The sequence below is a fragment of the Companilactobacillus nuruki genome (genome assembly GCF_002872255.1).
GTDB classification, from domain to species: Bacteria; Bacillota; Bacilli; order Lactobacillales; family Lactobacillaceae; genus Companilactobacillus; species Companilactobacillus nuruki.
On sequence record NZ_NIPR01000031.1, the window covers coordinates 24592 to 42217 of the forward strand.

Below are 17626 nucleotides of genomic sequence, written 5' to 3' on the forward strand. Positions count from 1 at the left end.
ACTTAGAACGAAATATCAGGCGATTTGAGCAATTTTTCAAATAATAAGTATCCACCCACTAAAATCACTAAAAAAAAGTCCCTAAGCGAATTTATGGCCTTTAAATCTATGAAGTTAAAAAAAATAGACCGAACCGAAAGTTCAGTCTATTTTTACTATTTCACATTAAAATGTTCGTACCGGAGTAATAAGTTGTACAAAATTATCACGATCTTCTACTGGTCTTAAAGTAAATGGATGTAATGGTGATGTAAAACTCATTTCAATTGTTGTGTTAGATCCGAATGATCTTAAAGCATCTTTCAAGTAATCAGGATTAAATGAAATTTCCAAATCGTCACCCTCAAGATTTTCGAAATCAAGTACTTCTTCAACCGTACCGACTTCTGGAGAGTTCCCATATAGGGTAGCCTTTTTGTCCACAGCCTTGATCTCTAATTTAATAACATTATTTCTACTTTCATGAGAAAGTAATGACGCACGTTCAACTGAGGCTAATAGATTTGATGAATCAAATGTCAAACGAGTACTTGATTCGTCTGGAATTAGGCGATCAGTTTCTGGATAACGTCCATCAAGCAATCTTGAATAGAACATAATGTTATCAAAACTGAATAAGACTTGGTTTTCAGAAATTGACATTGAAATTTCTTTGACTGAATCACTGATGGTTCTAACCAATTCAGTCAAACTTTTACCAGGAATAATTAAATTATAATCTTCATCACTAGTTATATTGATTTTTCTTTGTGAAAGACGATGACTATCAGTAGCGACAGCGGCTAATCCTTCACTGTTGATTAAAAAGTTAACACCAGTTAAAACAGGACGACTTTCTTGAGTAGAGACGGCAATAACAGTTTGATTTACAACCTCTTTAAAAACATCTGTTGGTAAAACTAATTGGTTATCAGTTTCAACATCAGGAAGATGAGGATAATTTACAGCATCTAGTCCATTGATTGTAAATTCTGAAACCCCTGACTTAATCAAAGTTTGGTTGTTGTCTAATACTTCAAGTTCAAAATTGTCGCCAGGAAGTTTTTTAATAATTTCGTTAAAGAATCTAGCAGGTAAAACGATTGAACCAGTGCTTTCAATTTTTAGATCATTATCAGAATCTTCTTTAGAAATGAATGATGTGATAGAAATATCTGAATTACTACCAGTAATTGTTAAGCCTGATTCAGAAAGATCCAACTTCATACCCGTTAAAATCGGAATGGTTGTTTTCGTTGAGATAGCTCTTTGAACGTTACTCGTTTGATTTATGAACTTTGATCGATCAATAGAAAATTTCATAGGTAACTCCTTTTTTTAAGTAATTAATAAAAAAATAGTAGTAGTAGTAGGTACTGTTGAAACTGTGGAAAACTTACTGAAGCATTGAGTTTATTTGAAAAAAAGATGTTATTAACAGCTGTGGAAAACTTTGGGAAAACTCAAAAGTTATAAACATGTTAATTTCTGAGGTCATCTTTCAGCTCATTAACTGAACGTTTTAAATCGACATCTTTAATAAGTAACTCGGATATTTTATCACACGAATGCATAACTGTCGTATGATCTTTCCCGCCAAATTCCATACCAATTTGTGGAAGCGATCTGTCTGTCATTTCTCGTGACAAATACATTGCGATTTGTCTTGGTACAACAATTGATTTAACACGTTTCTTTCCTTTTAGATCTTGAACGGAAACATGGTAATATTTAGCAACTTTACTTTGAATCTTAGCAATAGAAAGTCCCTTTTTATCATTAGATAGTTTGAAGACTTTTAAAGCATCGGCAGCAACGGCTTTAGTGATATCGGTATTTTTAGTTGTTGAATAGGCTTGAACTCGAATCAAAGCACCCTCAAGCTCACGAACATTAGTATCAATTTGAGCGGCAATATAAGATAAAGTATCATTGGGAATTTCCAGATGCTCAGCTTTGGCCTTGTTTCTTAGAATGGCAATTCTTGTTTCCAAATCTGGTGCAGTAATATCAGCCGACAAACCACTTGTAAATCTGGAGACCAATCTAGCCTGTAACTTAGGGATTTCGTTAGGTAGACGATCAGATGTCATTACAATTTGTTTGCCATTTTCATACAATTCATTAAATGTATGGAAAAATTCTTCTTGTGTTCCCTCTTTTTCGGCAAAAAATTGAATATCATCTATTAATAGTAAATCGACGTTTCGATATTCTTGACGAAAATCATCTTGAGATTTTGTCTGGATAGAGTTAATGAAATCGTTGGCAAAAGTCTCACTAGTAACGTATTTGACTTTTGCAAGTGGGTCTAATTTGATCATTTGGTGTCCGATGGCCTGCATCAAATGAGTTTTTCCTAATCCAACACCTCCATAAATGAAGAGTGGATTGTATACACCACCTGGATCTTCTGCAGCAGCTAAAGCAGCGGCATGGGCCATTTGATTGCCACCCCCAACGATGAAGGTTGAAAAAGTATATTTTGGATTTAAATGTGAATTATGAAAAACATGTTTTGGTTGGACTGATTCAGTTTCTTGTTCAACTTGGGGAGCTATTTCTGGCTCCTCTTTTTTATTGTTGTCTTCAACATTTTCAATAATTGGGTTAAGTTCAATACCATTTAGTTCATATGAATAAATAACAATTTTTTCGGTATAGTTTCGTTCCCAATAATCTTTATGCAATTTTGTGGGGACTGAAATATAAATGTTATTACCATCTATATATAATGGATGAGCACTTTCAACCCAAGTTGAATAACTAACTGAAGTTAATTGAGAACGTAATTTGTTGGTAAAGTAGTCCCAAAACTTGGTTAATTCTGGATCAGTTGAGTTATGTATGTTTTGCAATAAATTCCCCCCAATCTGTAGTTGTGGATAATTTTTTTCCCTAAAATGACAGAGTATAGTTTATCATTCTATTAACTAGTTTTCCACAGAACACATGTTTAAATTAACTAGAATTTAAAGTAATTAACAAGTGTTATTTCAAGAATACACAACCTTGTGGAAAATTAGAGACAGTATAGTTTATTAACATGGTTATCCACAATTAACAGCCGTGTAAAAGCTTAATTGACAGCTGTTACATACAAAAAACAAGAAATTGACAAAAACTGTGGAAAACTAAAACACAGTAAAAATTATATGGGAAAACTTTGTTTAAAGTCTTGTGGATAAAAAAAGTTGTCAAATACGTTCACAAATTATCCACAATTCAAATTGCGAAAAATTAATTAAAAAAATCTTGCATTAATAGGAAATTTGTTATTTAAAAAATTGGCATAACATGATATTATAGATGAGCAATTGTCTGAAGAAGTGAAGTATTTTAATATAAAGAAGAGTCAGGAGGTTTACTGATGACTACAAAGAGAACATATCAACCTAAGAAGCGTCACCGTGAACGCGTCCATGGTTTCATGAAGAGAATGAGTACAAGTAATGGTCGCAAGGTTCTAGCAAGACGTCGCAAAAAGGGTCGTAAAGTATTATCAGCTTAGTTTTGAAGGATCACTAAACATTTTGGTGGTCTTTTTTTATTACAAAACGAGAGTAGTCTGGTGACATATGAGAAAAAGCTATCGAATAAAAAAAGAAAATGAGTTTCAATATGTCTATTCCAATGGACAATCCGTTGCTAATCGTAATTTTGTCCTATATACAATGCCTAAAGAAACTCAAAAGCATTGGCGAGTGGGATTGTCAGTTGGAAAGAAAGTTTCACATACGGCAGTCGGGCGTAATCGTATTAAAAGATACGTTCGCCAATCGTTATTAGAGTTGAAACCTGAAATTCCTGCTGAATTAGACTTTTTAATTATTGCAAGGAAACCTGCAGTAAATTTAGATATGTTTGAAACAAAGAAAAATATTGTACATTTATTGAAATTAGGTAAAGTATTAAATTAGGGTCGAAAATTATAATAATTAAATAGGTGTAAACGTGAATAAAAAAAGCTTAAAGAAATACATAGGTATAGCACTGTTACTTAGTGTTGTCTTGGTTTTAGCTGGATGTTCAAACCTAAACGAACCGATTACAAGCCACAGTACTGGATTTTGGGATCACTACGTTATTTATAGTTTCTCAAGATTTATTCTTTGGTTAGCCTCACTTGTCGGTAATAGTTATGGTTGGGCGATCATCATCTTCACACTGATCATTAGAATTATTTTGTTGCCACTTAACTGGTTCCAGATCAGAAGCATGAATAAACAAATGAAGATTCAGCCACAAATGCAGGCTCTTCAAAAGAAATATTCTGCTAAGGATGTTGATACACAACAAAAATTAAGAGAAGAAACGCAAAAGTTATATAGTGAAGCAGGAGTTAATCCGGTCGCTGGATGTTTACCATTAGTAGTTCAATTGCCGGTTATGTTTGGTTTGTATCAAGCCATTTATAAGACAACGCAATTGCGTGATGGTAGTTTCTTGTGGATGCAGCTTGGTAAGGCTGATCCGTATTATATTATGGCTATCTTAGCTGCAGTATTTACTTTCTTAAGTACATACATTTCTAGCTATTCACAACCAACACAGAACGCCACAACAAAGATTATGACTTGGGTCATGCCAATATTTATCTTCGTACCAGCATTGACATTCCCATCAGCCATCACTATTTATTGGGTAATTACTAATGCATTCCAAGTTCTTCAGACATTGGCTTTCCAAAATCCTTTCAAGTATCGTCGCGAACGTCGTGAAGAAGCGGAAGCAGAGAAAGAAAAAGAACGTCGACTTAGAAAAGCTAAGAAACGTGTTTACAAAAATCGTAAATAATTGACATTTCTTAAATTACCATTTAAGATGTTTTAGAATTGTTAATAGATTTTATATATAGAAAAGTAGTCAAGGTGCTTTTCCGTCAATATGGCGGATTATGCACTTTTTTTATGCTCAAAAATAAGAAGGGAGTTTATTTATGCCTAGTGCAGTAACCGAATATGATACGATAGCAGCCATTTCAACGCCTCCTGGGGAAGGAGCCATCTCCATTGTTAGATTATCTGGAGATCAGGCTGTAACGGTCGCTAAGAGAATTTTTAAAGGTAAAGATTTGGCAAAGGTAGCCAGCCATACAATTAATTATGGACATATTATCGATCCATCTGATGGATCTTTAGTTGATGAGGTAATGGTTTCAGTTATGCGTGCCCCAAAAACCTTTACCAGAGAGGACGTCATCGAAATAAATACCCATGGGGGTATAGTTGCGACGAATAAAGTCCTGCAACTTTTGTTAGGTTATGGCGCTCGAATGGCCGAACCAGGTGAATTTACTAAGCGTGCTTTTTTAAATGGTCGAATTGATTTGACCCAGGCAGAATCAGTAATGGATCTAATTCGTGCTAAAACTGATAAGGCAATGCAGGTAGCTGTTAATCAACTGGATGGAAACTTACATCATTTGATTTCTAATTTGAGACAAGAGATTTTGGATTCGTTGGCTCAGGTTGAAGTTAATATTGATTATCCAGAATATGATACTGATCAAATGACTACAAATTTATTACTAGAAAAAGCTCGAACGGTTAGTACTCGAATCGATGAGTTATTGAAGACAGCTGATAGCGGTGAAATTTTGCAACATGGTTTGGCAACAGCAATTGTCGGTAAACCCAATGTGGGAAAGTCTAGTCTTTTGAACCGTCTATTGGATGAAGAAAAGGCTATCGTAACAGACGTTGCGGGAACTACTCGTGATGTTGTTGAACAATACGTCAATATAGATGGGGTGCCTTTGAAGTTGATCGATACTGCCGGTATTCGTGATACAGAAGATAAAGTCGAGAAAATTGGGGTTGAGCGCTCTAAGAAGGCTTTGGCTGGTGCCGATTTAGTGATTCTAGTTTTGGACTCAAGCCGCGAGCTAGAAGATGATGATATAGAGCTCTTAGACGCAACTGTAGATAAGAAGAGAATCGTTATCTTTAATAAGAATGATTTAATGCCCGTTATAACGCCTGAGTCAGTCGTTCAATTAAACCCTGACGACGTTATCTTGAGAACATCAGCTATTAAAAATGATGGTATTGAAACAATTAAACAAACAATTGGTAAAATATTTAATTCGGGAATTGAAGATAGCAGTAGTAATGTCATCATCACTAGTGCTAGACAAGCTGGATTGCTTCGTAAAGCTAAAAATAGCCTCAATGATGTAATTTCAGGAATTGAAGCAGGAATGCCTATTGATTTGGTTCAAATTGATATGACTGCTTGCTGGGACACTCTAGGAGAAATTACTGGAGAAAGTTATCAAGACGAATTAATAACACAATTATTCTCACAATTTTGTTTAGGAAAATAGGTATAAATAAAAATGGAAATTAAGGAATTTGATTCAGAAACTTATGATGTTATCGTTGTAGGTGCTGGTCATGCGGGTTCAGAAGCAGCATTAGCCGCCGCTCGTATGGGCCAAAAGACATTATTGGTTACAATTAATCTTGATATGGTAGCCTTCATGCCATGTAATCCATCTGTCGGTGGACCAGCTAAGGGAATTGTAGTCAGAGAAATTGATGCTTTAGGTGGTGAAATGGGCCGAAACATTGATAAAACATATATTCAAATGAGAATGTTAAATACTGGTAAGGGACCTGCTGTTCGTGCACTTCGTGCCCAAGCTGATAAAAATATGTATCATCGTGTTATGAAAGATACTTTAGAAAATGAGCCTAACTTAACTCTCCGCCAAGGAATGGCAGAAAAATTGATTGTCGAAGACGGTGTCTGCAAAGGAATAGTTACCGCAACAGGTGCCAAATATCATGCAAAATCAGTTGTTTTAACGGCTGGAACGTCTTCGCGAGGCAAGATCATTATCGGTGAGTTAATGTACTCATCAGGTCCTAATAATAGTATTCCTTCAATTAAGTTATCTGAAGACCTTGAAAAGCATGGATTCAAACTAACTCGTTTCAAGACTGGTACTCCACCACGTATTAACAAGAACACGATCAATTTTGATCAAACAATCGAACAACCTGGCGATAAAGAACCAAATCACTTTTCATTTGAGACGCCGGATTCAAGCTACTTGCAACATCAAATTTCTTGTTGGATGACATATACAAATGCTGAGACACATAAGATCATTCGTGAAAATCTTGATCGTGCACCAATGTTTTCTGGGGTTATTAAGGGTGTAGGTCCTAGATATTGTCCATCTATTGAAGATAAAGTAGTTCGATTTGCCGATAAACCAAGACATCAAATTTTCCTTGAACCTGAAGGAAAAGATACACAAGAGTATTACGTTGGGGACTTTTCAACATCGATGCCAGAAGAAATTCAATTGAAGATGTTGCATTCTGTTGCAGGATTGGAAAATGCCAAGCTAATGCGTCCTGGTTATGCCATCGAATATGACGTTATTGAACCATGGCAATTGAAGTCTAATCTGGAAACTAAAGTTGTTAAAAATCTATTCACTGCTGGTCAAATGAATGGAACCTCTGGTTATGAGGAAGCAGCTGGGCAAGGAATAATGGCTGGAATCAACGCTGCTCTACGTGCAGAAGGAAAAGATCCATTTGTTCTTCGTCGCGATGAGGCATATATCGGTGTTTTGATTGATGATTTAGTAACCAAGGGTACTAATGAACCATATCGTCTACTAACTAGTCGTGCGGAATATCGTTTGATTTTGCGTCATGATAATGCTGATTTACGTTTGACCGATTATGGATATAAGTTGGGTTTGATTAATGATGACCGTTATAACGGATTTAAAGAAAAACGTCAAACAATCGAAATGGAATTAAATCGTCTTTCACGTAAGATGATTACACCAAAGATGGCTCTGCCATTCTTAAAAGCTCATGATTTAAAACCTCTCAAAGATGGTATTTTGGCAGATCATTTCTTAAGAAGACCGGAAGTTCATTATTCAGATATCATTGATATGATTGGCGAAGCCAATTATCCAGTTGATAATCGTGTTGCTGAACAAGTTGAGATTGCTACTAAGTATGATGGTTACATTAAGAAGGAACAGATGCGAATTGAGCGTTTGAAGAAAATGGAATCAAAGAAGATTCCTGAACGTATCGATTATACAAAAATTGACAGTTTAGCTACAGAAGCAGTTCAAAAGTTGACTAAGATTAATCCAACAACAATAGCTCAAGCTAGTCGTATCAGTGGGGTTAATCCTGCCGATATTGGAATTTTGAGTGTTTATATTGAACAAGGTAAGATAGCTAAAGTACCAGTGGAATAAACTAATATAGTCCTGAAAAGGGCTATTTTTTTTTTGCATAAATTTGGTATTAAAAATTACGGTCAGATGATAAGCTAAGTTCGTTAAATTATATATAGGCGGATTGAGGAATGAAAAAGAGAATTTTTATTATCGTTATAGCGTTACTAATGTGCTTTACGATATCAGGATGTAACTCTGATAAAACTAAACTTGCTATTTCTAGAAACGTTACAAGTTCAAAATTTGAAAAGAATATTATTAGACCTTTTGCTAAAAAAAATAATAGTGATATTAATCTATTAACAGATGATAAAAATGCAGATATTATTGAGTTATCTCAACTTGATGCCGCAAAAGAGAATAAAGCTGGGCGCTTTAAAAAATTGGACTATAAGAGGATAGCCAATTTTAAATATTTATCAAATGAGCAACAAAAATTGGCTAAAGAAACTAATAGTGTGCCACTCTCTATGGAAAGGTTGAGTATGGTTTATGATTCTAGAAGAATTGGTCCACCTTATTTTTTTTATGATTTATGGAACCAAGAGCAAGTCAAAAGTATTGCTCTGCCAGATATTACTACTAAGTTTGGTCCAGCTATAATTTATTTAGGAAATGATTATGATCATTACCGAAGTACTAGCTCTTATGTAAGTGATGAGGTTGAAAATCATGGTCAAGACAGTTTTAGGGCGTTACGAGAGTTAGAAGCATATACAAGAATTTATAAAAATCAAACTGAATTAATTAATTTATTTGAAAAGAAACAAATAAATGTCGCAGTTGTTGGCACTTCAACTGCAGAAAAATTGATACAAAGAATGCCTTATTTAAGAGTAACTGATGGGCATCAAATTACTAACACTGTAGTATATCAGATGGCCGCTGTTTCTAAAGATAGTAAGAATATAGAGTTAAGTTATAAGTATTTAAATTATCTATTGAGTAAAAATATTCAGAAAAAAATGAATAGTTTAGAAAGTGTATCGGATAACTTGTCGGTAGAAGTAAAAAATAAGGAATTAATCGTTACAACGATGAACTCTAATTTAGTTTTGGATGAATTGGGTGGTTGGAAAAAAGAATGGGATCAAATATTTTATTAAAATTTGAAAAGACCCCTGTCGCTTTGCGACAGGGGTCTTTAATAAACCTACCAAGGTAGAATCGAATATTTCCGCCCGTTTATCATTTGATAAATAGAGTCGATTTAAATAATGTTATAATCCCATTAGATTAGAAGGGGGAAATCATGACAATTAGACATAAAGACTATATTCCGGATAATATTGAAGTTACAGGGGCCAATGCCAACAATCTTAAGAATATTGATGTTGATATTCCGCTTAATTCTTTTGTTGCCATAACGGGTGTATCAGGTTCAGGAAAATCTTCTTTAGCGATGGATACAATTTACGCTGAAGGTGCCAGAAAATACTTGAATGCCTTGTCTACTTATACACGCCGAAGGATAACTCAAATGGGACGCTCTGATGTTAAGGGGATTAAAAATTTACCTTCAACGATTGCTTTACGGCAAAGACCAGTAGTCCCTAGTGTCCGCTCAACAGTTGGGACTATGACCGAGAGTTTGAATATTCTTCGGTTAATGTATTCACGTTTGGCTTCAATTGTTTGTCCTAATGGACATCGAATACAGCCAACTTTGAAAATATCTGAAGTTATGGATTTACCAACCTCAGATGAAGCCATGGGTCAGATGATTTGTCCAGTTTGCGGAATCAAATTCATGGCATTTAGTGCTGAAGATTTTGCTTTTAATTCTGAAGGGGCATGTCCAACTTGCCAGGGAACTGGTTTCTTGAAAGAGATAGAATTAAAAAAGATTATTCCTGATGAAGAACTTTCAATTAATGATGGGGCAGTAAAATCTTGGAATTTACCAGGGCGAACACTTCAAAAGGACATTATCAAAGAATTGGGCGTTAGAACTGATGTCCCTTTTAAGGATTTGACTGATAAAGAAAAAGAAATTGTTATCAATGGTAAAGAACAAAAAAAGGAAATTTTAGTGCCTACCAAAACAGGTCGTTCTTTTAGATTGAATGCTTTATATGAGAATGCTATTACGGCGGTCAAAAACAGTTTAAAGAGTACTAAAAATGAGAACACTTTGACGCGTCTGGAAAGATTTTATACCGAAAGAACCTGTCCAGATTGTCATGGCAGTCGCTTTAATCCTAAATTGTTTACTAACGAACTAGTAGGGAAGAATATTGCTGAGGTAAGTCAATTTACAATTTCTGAACTACAAAATTTTTGTCATGACATAATGAATTGGTTACCAGCCGATATGAAAGTCTTGGGGAAAAATCTTACAACAGAATTGTTAGATCTCTTAGCACCTATTATTGATTTAGGGCTAAATTATTTATCAATTTCTCGAGCAGGTAATACTTTATCAACTGGAGAACTTCAACGGATTCAATTGGCTAGGACTATTCGGAATCAAATGACCGGAGTTCTATATGTTTTGGATGAACCGAGTGTTGGTCTACATCCAGCCAATGTGGATGGGCTAATCAAAATTTTACGAGAATTAGTTCAATTGGGAAATTCATTAATAGTTGTTGACCATGATACTAGTATTATTTCGGCGGCCGATTATGTAATTGAAATTGGACCAGATTCGGGTCTTGATGGTGGAAGGGTTATCACTCAGGGAACCGTTAAACAAATTGAAGAACATTCTGATTCGGTTATTCAGCCTTATTTAACTGGTAAAGCTGATATTATTAAACATAAGCAAAATATTCCCTTTAAAAAGGGATCAATTAAAATTGAGATTTCTGACCGTTATAACATTCATAATATGACAGCTAAGTTCAGTAAAGAATCGCTCAATGTAGTTTCAGGAATGTCTGGGTCGGGCAAAACGACTTTGATTTTTGATAGTTTATTACCAGCACTAAACGATAAAATTAATGGAGAAAGATTACCGCAATTTGTAAAATTAATTGATACAGGGGATATAAAGAATATCGTTAAGGTTGACTCTGTTCCAATTGGAAAAAATGTTCGTTCGACCGTCGGTACTTATACTAAAATCTTGGATCATTTAAGAAAATTATTTGCTCAAACACCTAAAGCCAAGGAAAAAAATTTCACCCCAACCTATTTTTCATATAATAATAAACAAGGTGCATGTCCTAATTGTGGCGGAACTGGAGTAATAACCTTGGATATTCAATATTTACCAGATATGGTACAAACTTGTCCAGACTGTCTTGGCAATCGTTATAGAAAAGAAATTTTAGATATTACCTGGAGAGGGAAGAATATTGCTGAAATATTGGCTATGTCTGTCAAGGAAGCTGATAAATTCTTTGAAGGAGTTCCGCAGGTAAAGAATATTTTAGATGTGTTGATCAGTATCGGGCTGGGTTACTTAAAACTTGGTGAAAGTACTCCGACTTTATCTGGTGGTGAGGCTCAACGAATGAAACTGGTCACTTATATGAAGAAGAGTCAAAAGAATCAATTATTCGTTTTTGATGAGCCAAGTGTTGGACTACACCCCAAGGATGTGGGCGTTTTGCTCGATGTGTTCAACAAACTTTTGAAACGTCATGCAACAATTATTGTTATTGAGCATGATCTTGATATTATTGCTAATGCTGATTATATTAATGATTTAGGTCCCGAAGGTGGAGTAAACGGTGGTAAAATTGTTGCAACAGGTACTCCGAAAACGGTTGCAGATAACCCCGCCAGTTTAACGGGCAAGTATCTTAAAGAACATCTGCAATTGTTTAACAAATATTAACCTGAGGTGATAGGTATGGAAAAAATTGGTGTGATTGGACTAGGCAATATAGCTCAAAAGGCTTATTTGCCAGTTATGGCAACATTACAAAACGAATATGAATGGCATTTAACGACACGTAATGAGTCAAAGGGAATAATGTTAGAACAGAAATACGGGTTTAAACATTTCCATCAAACTCTTGATGAATTAATAGCTGAAAAACCACTTGCTGTTTTTGTTCATACACCTACCCAAACCCATTTTGAAATTATCAGTCAATTATTAGAGTCTGGAATCAATGTTTATGTTGATAAGCCAATTTCAGAAGAGTTGTCAGAAGTGAAAGAACTTTATAAGTTAGCAAAGGAAAAACATCTTTTATTGACCTGCGGTTTTAATCGCCGATTTGCGCCATTTAATCAGGAATTAAAAAGTATTCCTGATAAAAGAACAATTATCTCTGAAAAGATTCGAGAAAATTCACCACAGCCAACTAAATTTGCTATCTTTGATTTAATGATTCATTCAGTTGATACAGCAGTTTATTTAATGGATGAGAGAATAAAAAAGGTTGATAATTTTCTTGTGACTGATTCAGATAATTTAGAACAAGGTTATATCACTTTAATGGGTAAAAAAACACAAGTTCAGATTATTACTAATATGGTTGGTGGAAGTAATTTAGAATTATCAACGGTTCAGGGAATAGATACTAGGAAAACTGTTACTAATTTAGGATTATTACAAACATATAAAACTGGATCGACAATTCAAAAATCTCGCCCTGATTGGGAAAACACTTTGGTAACTAGGGGATTTGACCCCATTATAAGAGCCTTTCTGGAAGCCGTATCTGTCAATGGTGATAATCCGGTGAGTCCAGAGTCTTCTATTTTGAGTCATAAGTTATGTTTTGATCTTGTTAACTCTATCTCAGAGTAAATACAATATCTTGTGGCAAACATATGTATTTATACAATATGTTCCATGTGGAACAATTAAATAAAAAAGCTGAATCCAGTAAGCTTTCAGCCCTTTTACTTTGGAAACGGATACTTAAAATAAAATTGACTTATTAGGTGTTATCATGCGATACTACATGTGGTGCCAAACCGAGGTAAGGGTACGTGGTTGGCGCGCAAGCGTTTGGAAAATCACCGCACCTTACCACTGAGTCCTGCAGATGTGCAGGACTCTTTTTTTGTCTCATTATGATAATTCATAAGGCTATAAAGTACTTTATTATTGCTTTGAATTTTTAAAAATCTATTTTTTTTAATAGTAAATTTAAGCTAAATATTATGAATCAGAAAGTCCACAAGAAAATGTCTTGTGGACTTTTTTGTTTATAAAACAGATATTTAAAGATTAAAATTTTCAAAAATCACAACATCTTTCGCTGAAACAATAAAAAATTAGAATTAAATATATCTAATTATCTACCATTGTAAATAGACTAAATAATTTAATTTAAAAAATTAAATTATTTAATAAAATCACTCTATAAAATGGGCAAAGATTCATTTGCTGATGAAATATCAATATAACTAACGTCCTTAAAATAGAAAAACCCAAAATTATTTATAATAAATCAAAAATATAATTCTACATTTAATTAGAAAAAAATTAGAAAATACATAGTTGCCAAATTGCCAAGAGCTTTAAATAGATAAACTATTTAAAATGATGATACTATGATTGTAGTTAAGAATACCTATTTTAAAGGGACTATGCCACTTTATTTGAAAAAGGAAAATTGTATCACTAGATAACTTTTCTTTTTATTAAAGAAGATTTATTTCTAATAAAAATCATATTTAATCTAATTTTTTAAAAATTGATTGTAGGGAAACTATCTAAGCTAATATATTGACTTTATCCAATATATATATCACTAAGAATTGAATATTTGTCTGCTTTTAATCTAACGATAAAATCTGAATCAAATTTAAGGAAAAACAAAGATGAAATATTAATAGCTAGGTCAATATTTAATGGCATTCTGGTTAAAAATCAAAAGGGCTTGCTAATACATAAAGCAATTTTTGAATCAAGGGCTTAAGGTATCGGTTTTCAATCGGTTATTTTTGAGAGATTAAAAAGGGGGGAGAGAACTTTGAAACTAAGAAAAGTATTATTTTTAATACCTATACTCGTATTTCTTTTTAGTTTTCCTACCAATGTAGTGAAAGCGAGTGTTAATAAAGAGAATGACACTGCAATTGAAGAAAAGAGCAATGCAAACAAGATAGTTAACGATAATGTTGTTAAATCATTCTCTAGTACGGGGCTTGCTGATGCATCTTCGCTATACTCGGAACCTGAGATATCTTCAGAAGATACGGTACATGTTAAGACTGCGGATGAATTTATAGATGCAATTTATAATAATGATGACGGCAGTGTAACATTTAATAATCGAGGTGGAGCACAAACCGTATCGCATATCCATAAGATAGTTTTAGATAATAATATAAATTTACATGATTCGAAAAAATATAGCAGCATTGTAAATGAAAGTGCTAATTATTACTATCTTTCTGTAAATCATGGAACCTTAGTTATCGATGGTGCTGGATATAACTTAGATATGAGAAGAACCGATATTGCGCTAGTTTCAGGGATGAAGAATCAGAACTGGACCTTTGAAAATATTGTAATTGAAGGTTCTTCATATTATGGTCCTGTAAGTGTGAATTCTTCAGATACGACTCTAAATTATAGCAATATGACTTATTATGGTTCTCAATTAATATGGAGTTCAGGAGTTCAAAATTCCAAAGTTAATATATATGGCAATTGTAACGTACACTCTTTGTATCAATATCAATCATATCCAGCATCTAATCCCGATGGTCAGACTGTTTTGTGTGATAGCAGTGGAAATCAACAAAATATGCAGACAGGTGATTTGGAATTTCATGCGGGATCAAAGTATTATGGTGAAACCTACAATGGTACTTGTTTGGAGCTTTACGGTGGAGTAACAATGGATGAAAATTCTAGTGTTGAGTTACATCCCCATGGTACTAGTGCTGAGAATTCACCGGATTCTGGCTCAGGGTATGGACTGTATTTTTTAAATAATGGTTACTATAAGCCATCATTGAACTTTTTGGATAATACTACGATGGATATTTATTGTGATAATGGGAATTTAACGGGCCCACCTAAACCAGGAAGTGTTGCAACCAAAGATATGGTTCCGAATAATCCAAACGAGATCTCCCCAGCTATTTATGCAAATGGGAAACCAACATTATCAATGAATAGTAAAAAAAGTAGTCTTAATATAATTGAATCTGGAGCTATTCATAGTAATCGTCCAGTAGCAACTTTCCAAGGAATTACTGCTAATATATCTAATTCTTCTACATTTTCCGTAAGCGTCAAAAATCCTGGAACATATAATCCAGGAAGTGGTGTTGTTTATATTGGTAATAACAGTAACGTCAATATTGGTGAAAACGGTGGCTTTGAAGTGCAATCGGATGCCTTAGTGGGCGGATATCTTATGTTTATACCACAAGCAAGTTTTAATGTAACAAGACCACGAAGTTTTTTATTAGACAATGGTGGTGGTACGAAGAATCGAATATTATACATGAATGATAGTCAGTATATTAATGCTCAAGATATAATCGCTTCAGCAAATGGTTATTCTTATAATGGTGATACTCAGATAGCTTTTGATAATATTCCTTTGCATAAAATGTTTCTTGCTAACACTGGTGGTAGTTATTTCTCTTATCAAAAGATCAGAACATTTGGTAGATATAAGGATCTGTATAATATAAATCAACAATTATTAAGTGCGACAGATAGCTCCAAAAATTACACTAGGGAATTTAATAGGCTTCAATTTACTAAATCTCCCAATCCAACAATTTCTATGACTAAGAGATACACTGACAAGAATGATCCTAAATTGACTGGTAATATTAAGGATGATGATGGAAATGTTCTTGCTGGTGCTTATATCAGAATATATTTGGATGATGACAAGAACAATAGTGATAAATATATATCACCAACGGCGTCTGCTACACTTTCAGATGACGATGTTGCTAATATAATTAATTCTAAAACTATTTTAACTAGTGCATCGAAAAGTGACATCCCAGCTACTGGAACGGGAGCAGGGACGAGTTTTGCAAAGAATACAATAAAAACTAGCGATTTTACCAGTGCGGCTAGTGGTTCTAGTGAATATAATCAATTTGATAAATATTTAAATGCCAATGGTTCTTTAAGTACTGCATTTAATGGTATATCAACTGTTTCTGAAAGTTATCCATATATAGCAATAACTGATGCTAACGGTAATTTTAGTTTCAATGTTCCAGATTCGGTTTGGGATAGGATAGGGTCTGAGTATAAGATTTTGGATGTTGTTGCTTCATACAATGGCGGTGACAGTGCAGTTAAGCAAGTAATGCTAAATAATAGACCGGATCTAAGTATTAGTAACGGTATGCAAAATTTAACTTATGCAAATTCTAATGTAGATGAGAATAATTTGAAATATGTTTATCAGGGTTCAGCTTTGAAAGATGGAGACATTTTACAGTTTAATAATAATCTTGATAATAACTCATCTAGTGTACCTATAAGTGGCTTTACTTATATTCAACCAGTGCCTAGTTCAATGGATACCAGTACATTACAAATATCTTATGATGGTGGCAAGACCTTCAGTTCGCTTACATCTGACAAATATAAAGTGACGGATACTAATTATCTCGATACAAGTGGAGGTAGTACTGTAGGTTATAAAAATATATGCTTGAATGGGATTTCCTTGAATACAAGTTCGAATATGAATCTGTCTATAAAAGGTACTCTACGAAACAAAGATGGCACATTCAGTAACGATAAAGTAAGCTTTTTACCATATATCTTGGATGGTAATTTGGATTCGAGTAGCGATAATTATTATTCATACTCTCCAGCTAAGGGAAAAGTTGATACAATATCATACGCATCAGGTGATGACTTTAACTTTATTCCTAAGGATATAACTTTTGGCAATATTCCATCTTACAAGGAAGGGTGGATATCTGGTAAAAGTATTGATCCAGATAATCTAGGCCTTCAAGTCGAAGATAATCGAAGAGAAAAAACCAATTTGAAGATTTTTGTTAGCCAAGAGAATAATCATTTTACTAATGTTGATAATCCTGGTTATGGATTTGAAAATGATCTGATGTTTAAGGATGGCAATACAATGCATAATTTGAATCAAGGTCCATATCAAATTATTGATAGTAGTAATCCTCAAAATATTTATTGGAATAACAATCGCAAGATTATGATGGATATGAATTTAAAAGGTCAACCTAAAGGAAGATACACGACTGGGTTGACGTGGAGCATGACAGATAGTCTATAAAAAACACCCTTAGTTTTATACCAAGACTAAGGGTGTTTTTTTTCGATTTTTATTTAATGACGAAGATGCTTATCTACATCCCCAGCTAATAATTCGTAAGCACCTAATAACCGACCGTCTATGATTTAGGCGGAATTCGAATTATGATTATCTCATCAAACATATTGGTGAGGTATTTTTTTATGGAAAATCAACCTGAAATCGTGAAGGTCAATGTCCCTAAGGCTTTAAGCGAAGCTAAGCCATCAGTTACCAAGAG

11 protein-coding genes are annotated in these 17626 nt (G+C 34.0%); 9 read left to right on the forward strand and 2 right to left on the reverse strand.

Going from position 1 to position 17626, the window contains the following annotated elements; all coding sequences use genetic code 11:
- Positions 1 to 165: 165 nt before the first annotated feature.
- Together dnaN and dnaA are read right to left on the reverse strand one after the other, a co-directional pair.
- On the reverse strand, positions 166 to 1302 hold the full coding sequence (gene dnaN, locus CBP76_RS08380; RefSeq protein WP_102196452.1) for a DNA polymerase III subunit beta: 1137 nt from the start codon (positions 1300 to 1302) through the stop codon (positions 166 to 168).
- Between the two features lie 158 nt (positions 1303 to 1460).
- The gene (gene dnaA / locus CBP76_RS08385; RefSeq protein WP_102196453.1) at positions 1461 to 2837 is read right to left on the reverse strand and encodes a chromosomal replication initiator protein DnaA; all 1377 of its coding nucleotides are present in this window, start codon (positions 2835 to 2837) and stop codon (positions 1461 to 1463) included.
- A gap of 512 nt (positions 2838 to 3349) precedes the next feature.
- On the opposite strand from dnaA, the gene rpmH reads away from it, so the two are divergent.
- The 9 genes from rpmH to CBP76_RS08430 all read left to right on the forward strand — a co-directional run bounded on the left by rpmH (position 3350) and on the right by CBP76_RS08430 (position 17367).
- The gene (gene rpmH / locus CBP76_RS08390; RefSeq protein WP_025085419.1) at positions 3350 to 3490 is read left to right on the forward strand and encodes a 50S ribosomal protein L34; all 141 of its coding nucleotides are present in this window, start codon (positions 3350 to 3352) and stop codon (positions 3488 to 3490) included.
- A gap of 67 nt (positions 3491 to 3557) precedes the next feature.
- Complete coding sequence (rnpA, locus tag CBP76_RS08395; protein ID WP_102196454.1) at positions 3558 to 3899, forward strand: ribonuclease P protein component; 342 nt, start codon at positions 3558 to 3560, stop codon at positions 3897 to 3899.
- Between the two features lie 34 nt (positions 3900 to 3933).
- Positions 3934 to 4776 carry a membrane protein insertase YidC gene (gene yidC, locus CBP76_RS08400; protein WP_102196455.1) on the forward strand — a complete coding sequence of 281 codons (843 nt, stop codon included), beginning with the start codon at positions 3934 to 3936 and terminating at the stop codon, positions 4774 to 4776.
- Positions 4777 to 4918: 142 nt separating this feature from the next.
- Positions 4919 to 6307 (forward strand): tRNA uridine-5-carboxymethylaminomethyl(34) synthesis GTPase MnmE, encoded by a 1389-nt coding sequence (gene mnmE / locus CBP76_RS08405; protein ID WP_102196456.1) that lies wholly within the window; start codon positions 4919 to 4921, stop codon positions 6305 to 6307.
- A 12-nt stretch (positions 6308 to 6319) separates the two neighbouring features.
- Positions 6320 to 8224 carry a tRNA uridine-5-carboxymethylaminomethyl(34) synthesis enzyme MnmG gene (mnmG, locus tag CBP76_RS08410; RefSeq protein WP_102196457.1) on the forward strand — a complete coding sequence of 635 codons (1905 nt, stop codon included), beginning with the start codon at positions 6320 to 6322 and terminating at the stop codon, positions 8222 to 8224.
- 110 nt (positions 8225 to 8334) lie between these two features.
- A complete protein-coding gene (locus tag CBP76_RS08415; protein WP_102196458.1) occupies positions 8335 to 9312 on the forward strand; it encodes a type 2 periplasmic-binding domain-containing protein in 978 nt (325 codons plus the stop codon).
- Between the two features lie 146 nt (positions 9313 to 9458).
- A complete protein-coding gene (locus tag CBP76_RS08420) occupies positions 9459 to 11993 on the forward strand; it encodes an excinuclease ABC subunit UvrA (RefSeq protein ID WP_102196459.1) in 2535 nt (844 codons plus the stop codon).
- Between the two features lie 15 nt (positions 11994 to 12008).
- Positions 12009 to 12917 (forward strand): Gfo/Idh/MocA family protein, encoded by a 909-nt coding sequence (locus CBP76_RS08425; protein ID WP_102196460.1) that lies wholly within the window; start codon positions 12009 to 12011, stop codon positions 12915 to 12917.
- A 1174-nt stretch (positions 12918 to 14091) separates the two neighbouring features.
- The gene (locus CBP76_RS08430) at positions 14092 to 17367 is read left to right on the forward strand and encodes a pectate lyase-like adhesive domain-containing protein (RefSeq protein WP_102196461.1); all 3276 of its coding nucleotides are present in this window, start codon (positions 14092 to 14094) and stop codon (positions 17365 to 17367) included.
- The last annotated feature ends 259 nt before the right edge of the window (positions 17368 to 17626 follow it).